At 72.2% G+C, this 15018-nt stretch carries 16 protein-coding genes and 1 pseudogene; 11 read left to right on the forward strand and 6 right to left on the reverse strand.

The features are described 5' to 3' along the window. Positions 1-121: 121 nt before the first annotated feature. The gene (locus ACIQRL_RS26505) at positions 122-469 is read left to right on the forward strand and encodes a PRC-barrel domain containing protein (RefSeq protein WP_401335977.1); all 348 of its coding nucleotides are present in this window, start codon (positions 122-124) and stop codon (positions 467-469) included. Positions 470-982: 513 nt separating this feature from the next. Continuing rightward, the gene (locus tag ACIQRL_RS26510; RefSeq protein WP_401335980.1) at positions 983-2224 is read left to right on the forward strand and encodes an NAD(P)/FAD-dependent oxidoreductase; all 1242 of its coding nucleotides are present in this window, start codon (positions 983-985) and stop codon (positions 2222-2224) included. A gap of 118 nt (positions 2225-2342) precedes the next feature. On the opposite strand, the gene ACIQRL_RS26515 is transcribed toward ACIQRL_RS26510, so the two are convergent. Beyond that, complete coding sequence (locus ACIQRL_RS26515) at positions 2343-4721, reverse strand: SpoIIE family protein phosphatase (RefSeq protein WP_401335983.1); 2379 nt, start codon at positions 4719-4721, stop codon at positions 2343-2345. A gap of 252 nt (positions 4722-4973) precedes the next feature. Further along, positions 4974-5660 carry a TetR/AcrR family transcriptional regulator gene (locus tag ACIQRL_RS26520; RefSeq protein ID WP_401335986.1) on the reverse strand — a complete coding sequence of 229 codons (687 nt, stop codon included), beginning with the start codon at positions 5658-5660 and terminating at the stop codon, positions 4974-4976. Between the two features lie 91 nt (positions 5661-5751). On the opposite strand from ACIQRL_RS26520, the gene ACIQRL_RS26525 reads away from it, so the two are divergent. Then, the gene (locus tag ACIQRL_RS26525; protein ID WP_401335988.1) at positions 5752-6441 is read left to right on the forward strand and encodes a class I SAM-dependent methyltransferase; all 690 of its coding nucleotides are present in this window, start codon (positions 5752-5754) and stop codon (positions 6439-6441) included. Between the two features lie 88 nt (positions 6442-6529). Here ACIQRL_RS26525 and ACIQRL_RS26530 read toward each other — a convergent pair whose 3' ends face one another. From ACIQRL_RS26530 to ACIQRL_RS26545, 4 genes are read right to left on the reverse strand one after another with little or no spacing between them, the layout of a single operon-like run. Next, entirely contained in the window at positions 6530-6724 is a 195-nt protein-coding gene (locus ACIQRL_RS26530; protein WP_401335991.1) for a hypothetical protein, read from the reverse strand. Then, entirely contained in the window at positions 6724-7155 is a 432-nt protein-coding gene (locus ACIQRL_RS26535; protein WP_401335993.1) for a hypothetical protein, read from the reverse strand. Before ACIQRL_RS26535 ends, ACIQRL_RS26530 begins: the two co-directional genes overlap by 1 nt. A 48-nt stretch (positions 7156-7203) precedes the next feature. Continuing rightward, on the reverse strand, positions 7204-8694 hold the full coding sequence (locus ACIQRL_RS26540) for a sensor histidine kinase (RefSeq protein WP_401335996.1): 1491 nt from the start codon (positions 8692-8694) through the stop codon (positions 7204-7206). Beyond that, entirely contained in the window at positions 8691-9395 is a 705-nt protein-coding gene (locus ACIQRL_RS26545) for a response regulator transcription factor (protein WP_401335998.1), read from the reverse strand. The genes ACIQRL_RS26540 and ACIQRL_RS26545 overlap by 4 nt, the downstream gene beginning before the upstream one ends. 266 nt (positions 9396-9661) lie before the next feature. Between ACIQRL_RS26545 and ACIQRL_RS26550 the strand changes: the two genes are divergently transcribed. The 8 genes and pseudogenes from ACIQRL_RS26550 to ACIQRL_RS26585 all read left to right on the forward strand — a co-directional run bounded on the left by ACIQRL_RS26550 (position 9662) and on the right by ACIQRL_RS26585 (position 14853). Beyond that, complete coding sequence (locus ACIQRL_RS26550) at positions 9662-10522, forward strand: hypothetical protein (protein WP_401336001.1); 861 nt, start codon at positions 9662-9664, stop codon at positions 10520-10522. A gap of 103 nt (positions 10523-10625) precedes the next feature. Next, positions 10626-11351, forward strand: a complete 726-nt coding sequence (locus ACIQRL_RS26555; RefSeq protein ID WP_401336004.1) for a hypothetical protein — start codon at positions 10626-10628, stop codon at positions 11349-11351. A 180-nt stretch (positions 11352-11531) separates the two neighbouring features. Further along, on the forward strand, positions 11532-12206 hold the full coding sequence (locus ACIQRL_RS26560; RefSeq protein ID WP_401336006.1) for a DUF4232 domain-containing protein: 675 nt from the start codon (positions 11532-11534) through the stop codon (positions 12204-12206). Between the two features lie 605 nt (positions 12207-12811). Next, the gene (gene rpmG / locus ACIQRL_RS26565) at positions 12812-12976 is read left to right on the forward strand and encodes a 50S ribosomal protein L33 (protein WP_151467191.1); all 165 of its coding nucleotides are present in this window, start codon (positions 12812-12814) and stop codon (positions 12974-12976) included. A 76-nt stretch (positions 12977-13052) separates the two neighbouring features. Next, complete coding sequence (locus ACIQRL_RS26570; protein ID WP_401336009.1) at positions 13053-13313, forward strand: type B 50S ribosomal protein L31; 261 nt, start codon at positions 13053-13055, stop codon at positions 13311-13313. 41 nt (positions 13314-13354) lie between these two features. Continuing rightward, a complete protein-coding gene (ykgO, locus tag ACIQRL_RS26575) occupies positions 13355-13477 on the forward strand; it encodes a type B 50S ribosomal protein L36 (RefSeq protein WP_037617513.1) in 123 nt (40 codons plus the stop codon). A gap of 123 nt (positions 13478-13600) precedes the next feature. Beyond that, positions 13601-14099 (forward strand): annotated as a pseudogene (locus tag ACIQRL_RS26580) (serine hydrolase); the annotation flags it as partial. A gap of 148 nt (positions 14100-14247) precedes the next feature. Next, the gene (locus ACIQRL_RS26585) at positions 14248-14853 is read left to right on the forward strand and encodes a GPP34 family phosphoprotein (protein ID WP_401336013.1); all 606 of its coding nucleotides are present in this window, start codon (positions 14248-14250) and stop codon (positions 14851-14853) included. Positions 14854-15018 lie beyond the last annotated feature (165 nt).

Raw genomic sequence — 15018 nt, forward strand, 5'->3', positions numbered from 1 at the left:
CGTGACCTTCAGCGGAGAACACGCTGAGGAAATCGCGACTGGCATCCGGTCATCGAAATGCGTATCCGCGTGTCCCTGCGCGACGGCGGCGCGCATCCGCGGACGAGTGGAGGACTTCTTCGTGAACGAGAACCTTTGGGGTTACGGTCCGACCAGCGGTCACACGGCCGACGACGATCTCACCGGCTATCGGGTGGAGGCGACCGACGGTCACATCGGGAAGGTCGACAAGCACTCCGACGAGGTCGGTTCTCAGTACATCGTCGTCGACACCGGCGTCTGGATCTTCGGCAAGGAGGTCCTGCTGCCCGCCGGGACGATCACGTCGATCAGCCACGAGGACAAGACCGTCCAGGTCGCCCGGACCAAGCACGAGATCAAGTCGGCACCGGAATTCGACGAGGAAAAGCATCTCGGAGATCCGCGTTACCGCGACCAGCTCGGCGGCCATTACGGCTCCGGCCACTGACACGACGCGAACCGCCGGTTCCGCCCGTATTCGGAGTGGGACCGGCGGTTTTCGCTGTCGCCGTGCGCCGTGGGAAAACGCGCGGAACGGTGCGGAACAGTAAGGGACCCCGGCTGGACGGGGGAGACCAGCCGGGGCCGTTCACACGGTGTGCGGAGAGCGGTCGCCGCCCTGCGAGGGGCTCCACGCGGCCTCGCCGCACGAACACCCTTGCGGGCTGCGGGTCAGGCCCGGGGACGCGTCCCCTCCACATCACACTCCACTCAACGGCCGACCGCGCCGAATTGTTCCGCCCGGAGCCCCCGGAGCCCCGGAGTCCCCGGCGCCCCCCGACCCCGCGCCGTACGACGCGCGGCCGGTCTCCCGGCGTGGCCCCGCATCCGCCCGGCGCGCCCGGCGGGAAGATCGGTTCAGGAGGGCACGTGCGACGGCCCGCGCCGTCGGCCCGTGCCCGGACCCACCCCGCGCGCTCACGGGCGCGCGGCCGGACCGGCTGCTCGGAGGATGATGCCCATGACCGCCCAGCGCGGAGTGTCCGATGTCCTGGTCGTCGGCGGCGGGCTCGCCGGTCTGGCGTGCGCCCACGATCTCGCCGGGCACGGCTTCGCCGTCCGCGTCCTCGAGGCCTCGGACGGGGTGGGCGGCCGGATGCGCTCCGACCGGCACGAAGGGTTCGTCGTCGACCGGGGCTTCCAGGTCTTCAACACGTCCTATCCGCAGGTCCGGCGCCGGCTCGCGCTGCGCGACCTGCGGCTGCGGCCCTTCACCCCCGGCGTCCTCGTGCACACGGAGGACGGGCCGCTGCGCTTCAGCGATCCGACCCGCGGTGCACGGCGGCTCGGCGACCTGCGTCCGGGGCGGCTCGCCGGAACCCGGGACCTGATCGCGCTGGCCGCGCTGTCCGGCCGGGACATGCTCGCTCCCGCACGAACGCTCAAGCGCGGAGAGGACCGTACGACTCGTACCGCGCTGGCCGCGGCCGGATTCTCCGAGGAGTTCGTCGAGCGGTTCTTCCGGCCCTTCCTGTCCGGAGTCTTCCTGGAGGACCAGCTCGAGACCTCCGGCCGGGTCTTCCATCTCGTCTGGCGCAGCATGCTGCGCGGCACCCTGTGCCTGCCCGGCGCCGGGATCGGCGAGGTGCCGCGCCTGCTGGCCGAGGCGCTGCCCCCGGACGCCGTACGCCTCGGCACCCCGGTCGCTCGGCTCACGGACGACGGGGTCGGCATGGACGCCGGAGGCGAACTCGCCGCGCGGGCCGTGGTGGTGGCCACGGGGCCGGGCCCCGCAGCCCGTCTGCTGCCCGGACTCGAACTCCCGGCCTACCGCGTCGTGACGACGTACTACCACGCCGCGCCCCGTTCCCCGTTGGCCGAACCCATCCTGCTGACGGACACCAGAAGGCGGTTCCTCAACACCTGCGTCCTGAGCGAGGTGGTACGCGGGTACGCCCCGCCCGGGATGTCGCTGATCGCCACCTCGGTGCTCGGGCACGACCAGGAGGGCCGGGAGACATGGCTGCGCGACGCGCTCGCCGAGGTGTACGGCACCGACACCGCGGGCTGGGACCTGCTGACCGTCCGGACCGTTCCCGACGCCCTGCCGGCGATGCCGCCCCCGCATCCGCTCGGCCGGACCGCCCGCGTCGCCCCGGGCCGCTATGTGTGCGGCGACCACCGGGCCACGGGCTCGGTGCAGGGCGCGCTGGCGTCGGGCGCCCGCGCGGCACGCGAGGTCGCGAGCGACCTGGCCCGGTAGACCCGTCACGGCGGACCCCGCGTCCGGGGACGCGATCCGAACAGCGCGATCCGAACAGGGCGATGCGAACAGCGTGATCCGCTCCGCGTGATCCGGTCCGCGTGATCCGGACGACGCCCTAGGGAAGCGTCTGTTCCGTCCAGATCGTCTTGCCCTGCCCGGAGTAGCGGATGCCCCAGTTGTGGCTCATCTGCGAGCAGATGAACAGCCCGCGTCCGCCTTCGTCGACCGTGCGGGCGTGGCGCAGGCGCGGAGCCGCTCCGCCGGCGTCGCTGACCTCGCAGGTGAGCGTGGCGTCCTTGATGAGGCGCAGGCGGATCGGTGGCGCTCCGTGCCGAAGAGCGTTGGTCACCAGCTCGCTGACGATCAACTCGGTGGCGAAGGCGGTCTCCTCGCTCACCCGCCACATCCCGAGCCGCTCCCGGGCGTGGTGCCGCGCCAGCGCGGCCACCGTCGGCACGGAGTCCAGTGCCCAGGTGGCCACCTGGTCCGGCGGAAAGGCGCGGGTGCGGGCCAGCAGCAGAAGGACATCGTGAAGGCCCGACGTGTCGCGCAACCTGTAGAGAATGTCGTCCCGCACGTCCCGCAGCGGGCGGTCCAGCCGGGCCAGCGCCTCCCGCAGCGGGTCCGACCGGTCCCCCGCCGGGCCTTCCGAGGCCGGGAACGACGCGGTGCGCAGCGCGAGGACACTGCCGTCCCGCATGGGGACGGACGCGGTGGCGAAGGGAGGTCCGTCCCCGCTGCCCAGGCGAGGACCCGTCGGGATCTCCGGGACGTGCACCAGACCGCCGGGGTGAGCGACGACGGGCGTGGGATGACCGGCGGAGGCCATCACGCAGAACCCGTGCAGCGGGTCGTGGACGGCGTAGACGCAACTGGCGCTGAGCGGCTGCTGGTGCAATGGATCGCTCGGCGGCAGGGCCGCCCGTTCGTGGGCGAGCCGTACGACCGCGTCGTTGAGGCGGGCGAGCAGCTCGTCCGGTTCCAGGTCGAGCGCGGCGAGCGAGTGGATCACCGTCCGGAGCTGGCCCATGGTGGTCGCGGCGTCGATACCGCTTCCGCCGACTTCCCCGATCGCCAGGGCCGTGCGCGCGCCGGGCAGACCGAAGGCGTCGTACCAGGTGCCCGCCCCCGCGTCGGCCGGGACGTGCAGCTGCGCGAATTCGATGGCCGTCTGCGAGGGCGGCTCCGGCGGCAGCAGATGGTGCTGCAGGGCTGCCGCGATCGTGTGCTCGCGGGTGTAGCGGCGGGCGTTGTCGAGGCTGAGCGCGGTGTGCGTGGCCAGTTCGTGGGCGACGGCCAGGTCGTTCTCGTCGAAGGCGTCGTTCGGCCGTACGCGATAGAGGCTCAGCAGTCCGAGCACGGCGCCCCGCAGCGCCAGCGGGGCGGTGAGCAGCAGACGGGCGCCCGAGGCGCGGATGGCGCGGGCCCGCTGCGGATCGGCGTCGAGCCAGGGGGTGGTGCTGTCCAGGGCGACGGCTCGCGGCCTGAGATCGCTGAGTACCTGTGAATACGGCGTCGGCGCCGGCAGGGCGCGTACGTCGCCGACCGGATAGGCCTGCGCCATGAGGTCGGGACTCCCGCTGCGGAAGGCCGCGCGGCGCAGTGGGATGTCACGCCCGAGGGGGCTGAGCGGCGGATCCTCGCCCCGTACCACCGCGTCGACCACGTCGACCACCGCCAGGTCGGCGAAGCCGGGCACCAGCGCGTCCACCAGTTCCTGACAGGTCATGACGACGTCCAGGCTCCGCCCCACCCGCTCCCGCACCGAACTGAGGGCCTTCAGGCGCCTCTTGGTCCGCAGGGACTCCGTGACCTCGGTCATGGAGACGACCACGCCGCGCGCGCTCTCCAGGGGGAACGCCGAGACCTTCGCGAAGCGCTCCGGCGACGAATCCTCCAGCGGGTCGAGCCGTACGACGTAGTCGGTGACGGACGTGTCCTCGACGAGCGCGCCCCGCAGGACGTTTTCGAACTCCTCCGGACGCGAGGGACGGCACACTTCGGTGACCGGGCGGTCGAGCGCCTTGTCCGTCTCGACGTCGCACAACGCGCAGGCCGCCTCATTGAGGCTGAGAACCCGCAGCTCGGCGTCCAGGACGAAGAAGGCCTCGTGCGTGTGGGCGCGCAGGATGTCGAACACCGCGGTCGGCGTGCCGCCGGGGGCGGCGCCGTCGTCGGCTTCGAAGACGCCCCACGCGACCGCGCCGCCGGAGAGCGGTACCACCTGGACCCGGAGATCGACCGGGTTCCCGTCGACGTCATGGATGACCAGGGGGCCGGATCCGGGACCCGTACCGCTTCCCGGGCCGCCGGTGCCGGTGCCGGTGTCGGAGTCGCCGGTGTCGGAGTCCCCGGTCTCGGGCGCGACCATGGTCAGAGCCGCCCGTCCCACGGCCTCGGAGTCCGAGCGCAGCCAGATCTCGCGTGCTCTGCGGCTCCACCGGACGACGACGCCCGCGCCGTCGACGACCATCAGCGGCGTCGCACCAGTCACCGGAATCACCTCTGCTGTGCGTCCGGCTGGACACCCCCGCCTCATGGGACGACTTCGACGGCTGAATCACCGGAGGAGGTCATGTCGCGAACCATGTCCTTTTGGTCCACAAAGCACCAATTCTACGGTGCCGTGGAGTCGGAGGGCGATGCGACTGGGCGCTGCGGAGTCCCGGGGCGAGCGACCGGGGCGTCGCGGCGAGCCTTGCCCGTACGTTCTCCGGGAGCCCCGTGCGCGCCGGGACTCCTCGTGTCACCCGTCGGACGGCTCGCCGCCGTCCGGGGACCGCGGAGCGGCCTCGCCGCTCCGGGGCAGCAGCGACCGCAGCGCCATGTCCGTCAAGCGAGCCTCCAGTGCGGCCCGGTCCGGCATCACCGCGCTGCGCAGCGGGCGCCCGGCGAGCAGCGAGATCAGCCACCAGGCGGCGGTGTCCGCGCTGATGTCGTCCCGGATGTCGCCCGCGCTCTGGCCGCGGCGCAGCAGGGCCGCGAGGGCCTCGGCGAAGTTCTGGTGGATGTGCCGGGCGGCATCGCCGAGCGCCGGGTCGTGGGCGAGGGCCGCCGCGTCGGCGAACAGGAAACCGTGGGCTCCGCGCTGGTGGAAGCGGTCCATGTGGGCGGGGTCCAGGAAGGCCGTCAGCACCTCGGGAACCGGGCGTCCGGTGTCCGCGGCCTCGGTCAGGAGTGCGGTGACCGCGGTGGTCACATGGTCCAGGGTCGCCTGGTAGAGGGCGGACTTGGAGCCGAAGTTCTGGAAGACCACCGGCTCCGTGACCCCGACGCGCCGAGCGATGTCGGAGACCTTGCCCCGCTCGTAGCCGGTCTCGGAGAAGACCTCGGTGGCCGCGGCCAGGATCGAGGCGCGCCGCTCGGCGGCGGGCATCCGCGTGCGGGTTCGGGCCTTGCCCTGGTGGGCGGGGGTCTTCTCGGTGTCGGTCACACACGCCATCGTAGGCCCCTTGCGGGTTTTCTTAGTCGGGACTAAGTTAGAGCTGTACTTAGTCGTAGCTAAGTTAAGGAGTGTGGCCGGTATGTCCATCGGGCGTCTCATGCAAGGAAAACCGCACGCGGACACCCCAGGGGTGACGATCGGGGCCCCGCGGGCCTACGAACTGTGCGGCGCGTTCTGCTTCGCGGGCCGACGGAACCGCGCCTTCTCCCGGCTCGCCGCGCTGAGCGGGGCCGAGACCGGGGACCGCGTGCTGGACGTGGGCTGCGGCACCGGGTATCTGACCCGGCGCATGGCCGCCGCCGTCGGACCGGAGGGAACGGTGACGGGCGTGGACCCGTCGCCCTCGGTGCTCGCCTACGCGCGGGGCAGGAACACAGCCGGACGGGGCGCCGTGTGCACCTACCGGGAAGGAGTCGCGGAGAACCTCGCCCTCCCGGACGCGTCGTTCGACACCGTCGTCACCAGCCTGATGCTGCACCATCTGCCGGAGGAACTCCGGCCGGCGGCCCTCAAGGAGATGTGCCGCGTCCTGCGGCCGGGCGGACGTCTGCTGGTCGTCGAGTTCCGGCCGCCGAAGACCACGGTCGGGCGCCACCTGGTGCACGGCGGCCTGGGTCACGCCATGTCCCACAACCGGACCGACCTGCTGGGCGAGTTCGTCACCGGCGCGGGCTTCGAGATCAGGGGGAGCGGCGACGTCCGTCCGTGGCTGACGTACGTCCAGGGCGTCCGTCCGCTGTCCGGGAAGCCGACGGAACAGCCGGGCTAGGACCGCGGAGGCCGCGTCGCCGACCGCCGCCCCGAACGCCCCGGCCGCGTGTACCTCCGCACACCGCCGGGGCGGACGACGACGGCCACTACTCCTTGGCCATGTCCGACTCGGCGGAACTCGCCGCGGACTCGGCGCCGTCGACCAGCTTCTGCAGATGGGCGACATCCGTCGAGGCCGGGCCGGGCGAGGCGGGGGCGTTCGTGGTGTCGGTGGGGCCGCCGCACGCGGTCAGGAGCAGCGCGGCCGCGGCGAGGGCCAGGGCCAAGTGCCGTGCGCGCATCAGGAGTCGGCTCCGTTGTTGTGGCTCGTGCACCACTTCTCGACGTCCGCCAGATCCTTCTGGCGGCCCTCCAGGGTCGGGACGAGCGAACGCCGGAAGGTGAGCCGGTTGTTGAGGTAGGTCTCGATCTGCGTGTGCCCGGCGGACTTGGCGTTGGCCACCCGCTGTTCCAGACGGGCGATGGAACCGCGCTCCGAGGCATCCCCGTTCAGCCGTTCGAGGATGCGGTCGATCCGCTGGTCGATCTTCGGCGCCCGCTTGCAGAGCGCCTTCGCGCCGTCACCCGTCGGGGCCCCCGACGGCTGCGTCGCGGTCCCGTCGGCCGACGCGGCACCCGCGGCTCCGAGCAGCGCGCCGACAGCCATCAGCGAGACGACGGTCGTCCTGGTCCTCGATGCCGCCGTCATCCGCGGCCTCGACGTAGTCGACATGCTGAACTCCTCTTCGTTCCGGGGGCGGTTGCCCTCATGTCCGGCACGCTAGGAGTCGTCTTTGTGGAATTCTTGTGGCCGGACGCCGGCGGTCGTGATCACCCAGTTGCGCTGCGCGGGGAGCGTCGCCCGCGTCCCGGCCCCGCCGTTCAGCAGCGGGAGAACGACCTCGATCCGGGTCCCGGCGCCGGCCGGCGGCACGAGGACGCGGATACGGCCCCGATGCAGGTCGATCTGCTGGGCGACCAGGGTGAGTCCGAGCCCCGAACCCGGACTGTCCGGGCGGCGCTCGAACCGCTCGAAGACCTCGGCGCGACGCTCGGGCGCGATACCCGGCCCTTGGTCGTCGACGAACAGGACGGCGTGGTCGCCGCTCGCGCGCAGGGTGACGCCGATGCGCGCGGGGCGGCCGTCGGCACAACCGCCGTGCACCAGCGCGTTGATGAGGAGATTGTCCAGGACCGTGCGCAGTCCGGGCTCCCAGCCGTACACCCGAAGCCCCGGTGGACAGTCGCCGACGATGTGCGCGAGCGGATGGCGCCGCCGCTGCTCCCGCACGCTCGCCTCGACGACGTCCGCGAGGTCCACCGGGCCGAACGCGTCGGCCTCGACCAGGTCGCCTCGACCGAGCTCACGCAACATGACCAACAGACCCAGAAGACGGGCGTGTTCGCGGCGCAGATCGTCGAGGACCTCGTCGCGGTCGGGCGCGGGAAGGCCCGGATGTTCGGTGAGGATCTCCAGATTCGTCTGCATGCTCATCAGCGGAGTGCGCAGTTCGTGCGCGGCGGCCGAGGCGAACGAACGGGCGGTGGCGAGCGCCTCCTCGGTCCTCGCGGCCTGTTCGTCGTAGCGGCTCAGGACCGTCTGCAGGGTGTGCGCCAGATCGTCGACCTCGGCGATCCGGGCCGGCGTGTGGTCGAGACGGGCGGCGCTGGTGCGCGGATCCAGCCCGCTTGCACTGTTCCGCAGCCGCCTGAGCGGACGGCTCGCGCGTCCGGCCACCGCTCCGGCCAGCAGCCCGGACAACGGCGCGGCGAGCAGCGCCACCGACACCACGCGCCTGCGCACCAGCCGCAGTTGGGTGTCCGCGGCGGTGTCCGGCGCGAACAGCCAGAGCGTGCCGCGCACTCCGGGCCGCCCACCGGACACCCGCGTCGACAGAACCCGCCAGGTGCCGTCGCCGGCCCGCAGGGTGACCGGCACCGGCGCGCTCACGGGAAGTGACGCTCCCTCCTCGGGCTGCGGGCCGCCCATGAACGTCCCCCCGGGACCGATCAGCCGTACGCCGACGTCCAGGGCGGAGGTGAACAGCCGCCGCTCACGGGCCTGTTCCACGGCCGCCGACCGGTCGGCGGCACTTGCGCGCAGCAGCCCGCGGGCGTCCTTCGCCACGGCCGCGGCGCTCTCCCGCAGGTGCGCGTCCTGCTCGTCGTGCAGATCCGTCGCGACCAGCCGCAGCAGCAGCCAGCCGGTGGCCAGCACCAGGAGCGGCACGGTCGCGCCGACGGTGAGCGCGATGCGGGTGGACAGCCTCATCGTCCGGCCTCCGGCCCGTCGTCGCGCAGCACGAAGCCAACTCCGCGTACGGTGTGGATGATCCGGGCACGCCCCGGCGCCTCCAGCTTGCGCCGCAGATAACTCACGAACGTGTCCACCGCGTCGGTGCGCACATCGAAGTCGTAACCCCAGACCCGGTCGAGGAGTTGGTCACGGCTGAGCACGATGCCCGCGTTGCGCGCCAGGACGTGAAGCAGCTCGAACTCGCGCCGGGTCAGCTCCAGTTGCCGCCCGTCCAGGCAGACCTGGCGGGTCGCGGGATCCAGCGACAGCCCGCCCACCCGTACGGCGTCGGTGTCCCTCGGCGGCCTGCGCCGCAGCAGCGCCTGGAGCCGGAGCACCAACTCCTGCAGGGCGAAGGGCTTCACCAGGTAGTCGTCGCCGCCGGCCTGCAGCCCCGCGATCCGGTCACCGGTCTCGTCGAGCGCGGAGAGCATCAGGACGGGGATGTCGTTGTCCTCCGCGCGCAGCGTCCGGCACACCTCGATGCCGCTGAGATCGGGCATGGAGATGTCCAGCACGATCGCGTCCGGCGGCGTCCGCCGGGCCGCGGCCAGCGCGGTCCGGCCGCCGTCGGCGAGATCCACCGTGAAACCGCCCAGCCGCAGGCCGCGTTCGAGCGACCGCCGTATCGCCGCGTCGTCGTCGACGACGAGGACCCGGCCCCGATCTCCGCCCATCACCACACCCCAGCTCGGAGGAACAGACCGGTCGGCCGGCCCGTTTCGTCGCCCATCGTGCACCAGCCGCCGCGTCGACGGACTCGCGCGGTCCCCGTACGTGACGTGGTGGGCAGGCACGAATCGGTAACGAAGGACTTTGTGGCGGGTAAGGGGTCGACCGCGCAGCGTAATGTCCCGCATGTCCTGGGCGCTCGTGGGGGAGCGGCCCGGTGGGGTGGGGTGGGGAGGGGAGTGTCATGCGTGCCATGACGCGTGTCAGACGAGTGTCCGAAAACGTTCGGGGCCGAGCCGTCGCGGTGGTGTGCGCGGGTCTCCTGTGCGCGTCGCTGACAGGGTGCGGGAACGACGGCGCGTCGACGGCCGACGCGTCGACGGCCTCCGCCGGCACCTTGGAGTCCGGCCCGCCGGCCTCCGCGTCCGCCTCCGTGCCGGAGCCGACGCCCACGGTCAGCGACACACCGACGCTAGCGGAGACGCCCACGGAGGAAGCGGTCACGGCGGCGACGTCGGACGAAGCGGTGTCGGCCGGCGACTCGGGCGCGTCGGCCCTGTGGGGAACGGCGTACAGCGGCACCGCGAGCGTCTCCGTGGACATCTACGACTACTGCTCCACGGACGGCTCCCGGCGCCTGGCGGACAGCCGGACCTACTCCATGAACAGCATGCTCGACCTGAGCAGGCCGCGGACCGGTGGTGGCGAGACCGAGAGTAACCCGTTCTCGATGCTGTTCGCCGCGGGCAGTCCCTCCCAGCCCGGAGCGGTGTCCTTCTGGTCCTCATCGGTCAGCACGACCTCCAGCCAGGACCTGGCGGGCAACCCCCGGGATCCGAATCTCCTGCTGACCTACTGGAACATCGGCTGGTCCGACGGCGAACTGGACGCCAGGCTCACGGACCCGCACGCCCGGCAGGCCGTCGTCCTGAACCTGCTCCACTGGCCCAGCCTGCTCGTCGCCTGCCGCTCCGACCTCGGTCAGATGCCCGGCGGCTTCCCGCACGCGCTGGCCGCGGGCACGACCTTCACGGGTCGGCTCGACGGCTCCGGGGCGTCACTCACCGCCGAGGGCAGCACCGTCGACGGCACGGTCGCGTTCCGCTTCAAGTTCGACGGCACGCCCTCGTGATGCCCTTCCCGACCGCCTTCCCGCGGACATCCGGGACCGGACAGAGGGAACGCGAGGCGACCGGGCCGGGTACGGCCGGTCCGGAAAGGCGTACGCGGCCGGGGTGCTGTTCCCGGCGGTCCTGCTGCTCGTCGGGCTGCTGCCGCTCGTCTCCCGTCCGGCAGGCGGCGTCTTCGCCGACGACACAGCGGGTCCGACGGCCCCGGCCACGCGGGTGCCGAGCATCGGCGGGGCCGGTTCTGGTCCCGGTACCGGCGCCGGTGGCGGGGCCACGGCGACGGCGTGCCCCAGTCGTGCCGCACCGCGCGATCCGGCCCGTCCGCCGGGGGTCCCGACGTTCACACCCGGAAAGCCGTCGTCCTCCGGTGGCGGCGAGCGGGACCGGCCGCGGGGACGACGCACCTTCCGCACTCTCGACGTCACGTCCGCCGATCCCCTGTCGGGAACCCGTACACAGGCGGAGAGCGTGGGTGACCGCCTGCGGCACGCCCGCTGGACGCTGCACGACGACGGCACACTGACGGCCGGCCTGGCCGAGGTTCCCGTCCTGCGCACCACGTCCGCCGACGCCACGACACGCCTGCTGACGGGGGAGCGTACGGAACATACTGACGTCAGCGCGACCACGACCTGGCTGGAGGCCCGCCTCGTCTCCGGCGCGGGCGCGACGGCCCGGCTGGACCTCATCAGGGCCGCGACCCGGGACATGCGGGTCGTGGTCGACTGCAGGGAGTTCACCTCCACGTCGAGCACCGCCCAACGCCTGTCACTCACCCTGGCCGGCCAGGGCTGTCGATCGGATCTCCTGGATCTCCCGGTACGACGGTGATCGGTACCCGCCCCGTCACCGTCGTGTCACAGCCCTGTGCGCACGTGAACCAGCGGAAGCCGCCCGTCGATCTGTAGCGACGAGTGCCGGTGAGCGACCGGCGCCTGAACATCTCAATCGGGGGACTTCATGCAGTACGGGATGCACTTCGGGTCGCGTGTCCGCGGAGCCGCTCTGGCGATGGCGACCCTGTCGGCGGCGACACTCCTCATGACCGCGTGCCAGCCGGGCGCGGACACCGCGGGCTCCACCGCGTCGACGTCGGGCGGGACGCCCGGGCCCGCCTCGTCCTCCGGCTCACCGACGCACACCCCGTCGTCCGGCGGGACGGGAGCCTCGGCCGTGCCCGTGGGCGGCTCCACTCCCAAGACCCCGCTTCCGGCGACCGCCACCGCGATCCCGGCGACGAAGACGAAGACGTGCGCCGGGGAGTCCCTGAAGGCGTTCATGTACCAGGCCGCCGTACGTCCTGCGGGCACCGGAACCGGGGCGGCGATCGTCGAGTTCACCAACATGTCCGGAGCGTCGTGTGCCGTCCAGGGGTATCCGACCGTGGCGGGGGCGGCCAACGGCTCTCCCGAGAAGAACCACCCGCTGGCCGTGACCCCGACGGGCTCCGCGTCCAAGGTGGTGCTCGCGCCCGGGGCGAAGGCCTGGGTCAAGATGACGTTCGTCCAGGTCCAGGGCGAGGGTGACGGCTACTGCGTGTCCGGGTCCGCACCGGTCACCTACCCGACCCTGGTGGTGGGTCTTCCCGCCGGCGGAGCGCACCAACTCGCGCTGGAAGACGGCGTGTTGGCCGAGTGCGACAACACGGCGAAGGTCACGGCCGTCACCGCGACGAAGCCTTCCTGACCATGGCCGGTGCGTTGTCACCGCCGCGAGCCGGTGGCGACGGGCCGCCCTGACCGGGATCCGAGTCTCCCGCACGGGTGCCGGGCACGTGCGGGAGAGCGGCAGGGGGTGCTGTTCGGACCGGCCGTCCGTAGGCTGCCGGAACCGGCCCGTGCTCGTCGGGGCCCTGCGGCCGGGATCGATAGCACCGACCCGGGCCGGACCTATGGCCCAGGTCGAGCCTGGACCTATGGCTCGGACCGGGCAGGTCGGTCCCGGATCGGCGGGCCCCCAGCCCCAGCCCAGTCCCGGCAGACACCGGCCGCACACACCCGCCTCCCGGGCCATCGACATGGGCCGCAGACGCCCGCCCCCTCGCGCCGGCGGTACCGGCCGCACACGTCCGCCCCCCGGACCAGCGGCAGTGAAGTGACGGGTGCACGCCTACCGGCCGGAGGGGGTGAGGCGCGCCGTGTCGCGTGCCGTGTCTCGCATGTCCTCCACGGCGTGTCGCCCACCGTTCCCGGGGCCCGGGAATGCGGATGACGGGTGCGCTGTTACAGCTCACGTAACTGATTGGCATGGGCGAGTCAAGGCCCGTGCATGGATGGGCGAAGGAGGACCTCATGGCACGCAGCACCGCGCGCCCCGTCGTCACGCTGAAGTCGACGGCCGGGACCGGCGCCACGTACGTGACGCGCAAGAACCGCGGGAACGACCCCGACCGGCTCGTCCTGCGCAAGTACGACCCGCTGGCGGGCAGGCACGTCGCGTTCCGGGAGGAGCGCTGACCCCTCGCCGGGCGACCCTGGCAGACGTACCCGGCCTATCCGCGGACGCACCTGCCGTAACCGAGGAGGGAACCGCATGAGGCCTGACATCCACCCCGTATCGCGTCCGGTCGTCTTCCGGGACCGTGCCGCCGGCGTCGCGTTCCTGACGCGATCCACCGCGCACTCCGCCAGGACGATCGAGTGGGAGGACGGCGCCGTCCATCCGCTCATCGACGTCGAGATCTCGTCGGCGAGCCACCCGTTCTACACCGGGACCTCGCGGGTCCTGGACACCGCCGGCCGCGTGGAGCGCTTCGAGCGCCGCTACGGCCGCAGGGCGCCGCAGCGGCACTGAACGCCGGGGCGCGCCGAGTTCGGCAGAAGGAGAACAGAGCCATGAAGGTACGCAAGTCACTGCGCTCACTGAAGTCCAAGCCCGGGGCCCAGGTGGTCCGCAGACGCGGTGTGGTCTTCGTAGTGAACAAGAAGAACCCGCGACTCAAGGCCCGCCAGGGCTGACGGCGCGTCACGTGAACGACATCCGGTCCGGCCGGCGCACCGCGCGTCGGCCGGACCGGCCGCGTGTGCGGCTTCTACGGTGGTGGGCCCACGTGCGGGGCGGGTCGGGCGGGGGCGAACGGTCCGACAGGACGCGGACCACCGGCGCACGCGCAGGGCTGCACGGACCGGACCGCGAGCGGCAATGTCGAGGAGTCGACCCATGGGGATCCGTCCTGGGCCTGGGCGGCCGGGCGCGATGATCTCCGATCTGCGGGATCTACGGGATCTGCGGGTCTGGGCACGCACGGTCGCCACGGGTGTCTACCCCGACGGCAGCACCATGATCGGTCCCGCCACCCAGAAGCAGCGGCTCACCACGCCCCGACCCCGATCCCGGGCGCGGGCTACGGACTCGGCATCTTCGACGTCCAGGGCTGGGCCGGACACAACGGCTCCCTGCCGGGCTACGAGTCGCTGACCGTCTCCTTCCCACCGACGAAGGCGACCCTGGTCGTGCTGCTGAAACACCGACATCGACTACAAGGGCCAGGAGCCCAGCACCCCCGTCGGAGACGCGATCACGAAGATCGTCACTCCGCGGCACGTGTTCAACCTCCCGGCGCAGCCCGCGGCTCAATGACGCAGCGGTCCGCCGAGAGTTACGATCACGATCGTGACGTGCTCTTCTCCGCGGGCGACCGGATCGCCCGAGGGGAGCGGTGCGGTGGATGCGTTGGAACCGATGCGTGACGGTCGCGCCGGGCGAAGTACTCCGAAGGGAGCCGTTCGTGACCACGGCCAGGGACTTGTTCATCATCACGATGGACAAGGAGCCGGAACGTCCTGTGGGGCAGGGCGACCTGTCGCTCGCCCTCGCAGGCGCCGAGGTGATCGATCTCGTCGCCGGTGAGGTGATCACGCTGGACGGTGACCGGATGGTTCCGGCGAGACAACCGGCGACCGACGACCGTCTCCTGGGTGAGGCGGCGTCCTCGATCGTGCGACAGGTTCCGTACGAGCGGGTCGAGGACTGGTTGTGGCGCCGGGGCCGCGATCTGTCGGCGGCCTATCAGACCGACCTCGAACAAGCGGGCCAGCTCACCCGGCAACGGCGGGGCCGACTGCCGTTCGGCCCCGACCGCATGGAGTTGGTGGACTCACCGGCCCGCAGCCGGGCGATGCACCGCTGGGCGGCGGACGAGCCCGTCCTCGCCGCGCTCGCGGCGGTCGTCGGGATCCCCGCCGAGCAGACCGAGGACGGTCCGGCCGTGGAGGACGAGGCGGTCACGACCGTCCTGGTCGCCGTGCACGACGCGGTCATGGAACTGGAAGCCGTCCGCCAGCGCCGGGCCATCGAGAACGCGGCGTTCGCCAACATCTGGCGAGGCGCGTGACAGACGCGGCGCGAGGCGCGTGACAGATCCGGTGCGTGCCGGATCCGCGCACGGCGCGAGGCGTGTACCGGATCCGTGCCCGGCGCCCGGCGGATCCGGCGCGCGGCGGGTGACGGAAGACCCGGGAGCGTGTCAGATCCGCCACGAGGCGTGTGCCGGATGCGT

It is taken from the genome of Streptomyces sp. NPDC091209, from assembly GCF_044757755.1.
Taxonomy (GTDB): Bacteria; Actinomycetota; Actinomycetes; order Streptomycetales; family Streptomycetaceae; genus Streptomyces.

Bases quoted from the DNA above. Each gene is read 5' to 3' on its own strand.
- ykgO (WP_037617513.1), top strand. From the start codon at position 13,355: ATGAAGGTACGCAAGTCACTGCGCTCACTGAAGTCCAAGCCCGGGGCC.
- ACIQRL_RS26545 (WP_401335998.1), bottom strand. From the start codon at position 9,395: ATGGGCGGAGATCGGGGCCGGGTCCTCGTCGTCGACGACGACGCGGCG.
- ACIQRL_RS26525 (WP_401335988.1), top strand. From the start codon at position 5,752: ATGTCCATCGGGCGTCTCATGCAAGGAAAACCGCACGCGGACACCCCA.
- ACIQRL_RS26510 (WP_401335980.1), top strand. From the start codon at position 983: ATGACCGCCCAGCGCGGAGTGTCCGATGTCCTGGTCGTCGGCGGCGGG.
- ACIQRL_RS26560 (WP_401336006.1), top strand. From the start codon at position 11,532: ATGGCGACCCTGTCGGCGGCGACACTCCTCATGACCGCGTGCCAGCCG.
- ACIQRL_RS26570 (WP_401336009.1), top strand. From the start codon at position 13,053: ATGAGGCCTGACATCCACCCCGTATCGCGTCCGGTCGTCTTCCGGGAC.
- ACIQRL_RS26530 (WP_401335991.1), bottom strand. From the start codon at position 6,724: ATGCGCGCACGGCACTTGGCCCTGGCCCTCGCCGCGGCCGCGCTGCTC.
- rpmG (WP_151467191.1), top strand. From the start codon at position 12,812: ATGGCACGCAGCACCGCGCGCCCCGTCGTCACGCTGAAGTCGACGGCC.
- ACIQRL_RS26540 (WP_401335996.1), bottom strand. From the start codon at position 8,694: ATGAGGCTGTCCACCCGCATCGCGCTCACCGTCGGCGCGACCGTGCCG.
- ACIQRL_RS26535 (WP_401335993.1), bottom strand. From the start codon at position 7,155: ATGTCGACTACGTCGAGGCCGCGGATGACGGCGGCATCGAGGACCAGG.